Annotated in this window: 1 protein-coding gene; it reads right to left on the reverse strand. The window is 50.7% G+C overall.

Annotation, left to right across the window (positions count from 1 at the left end; genetic code table 11):
• Window positions 1-16 precede the first annotated feature (16 nt).
• Window positions 17-490: a helix-turn-helix domain-containing protein gene (locus tag Xenpb_RS20605; protein ID WP_187655757.1), complete on the reverse strand. Its 474-nt coding sequence runs from the start codon at window positions 488-490 to the stop codon at window positions 17-19.
• Window positions 491-564: the final 74 nt, after the last annotated feature.

Genomic DNA, 564 nt, shown 5'->3' on the forward strand with positions numbered 1-564 from the left:
CCGGCCTTAATTTTGCTCAGCAAGGCGGATTTTTTCGCAAACTCCGTTTCGTTGCGCTTTTTTTAAGCGACAGGCGGGTTCGTTTATAGGTCAGTCCCTGCTTTTTCAGGGTATTCGCCAGCGTTTCAAGCGTACAGGGCAGGGAACCATGCCTTGCCTCAACGCACTGGGCTATTCGGGCGAGCGTCAGGGACTCTGCGCTGGCCGCTTCGACCGCAGTGGCAATCATTTCAGGCGTCATAGCGAGATACCGGCCACCAGCATGACCGCCTAATAATCCCGCAATCCCGGAATTGTGCCATGTGTGAACCCAGTTGTAGATAACCCGGAGACTGCATCCTATCTCAGCGGTGATCTGGGACGGCTTGACGCCTCTGGCAAGCATGAGCAAACCCGTTCCTCGCGTACGGACGTCCCGGTGTGGGTGATTCAAGGCCAGTTGTTGCAATGTAATTCGTTCAGGCTCAGAAAGTGTTATCTTCGATTTCATAAGAACAGGTGGAAAATCGGGTTATCGGGTTATTGATTATAACAGTAATGCAGATAATTTATCTTATTAACTTA

Source organism: Xenorhabdus sp. PB62.4 (genome assembly GCF_014467285.1).
Lineage (GTDB): Bacteria > Pseudomonadota > Gammaproteobacteria > Enterobacterales > Enterobacteriaceae > Xenorhabdus.

Coding starts and splice junctions, on each gene's coding strand:
- Xenpb_RS20605 (WP_187655757.1), bottom strand. CDS start 490: ATGAAATCGAAGATAACACTTTCTGAGCCTGAACGAATTACATTGCAA.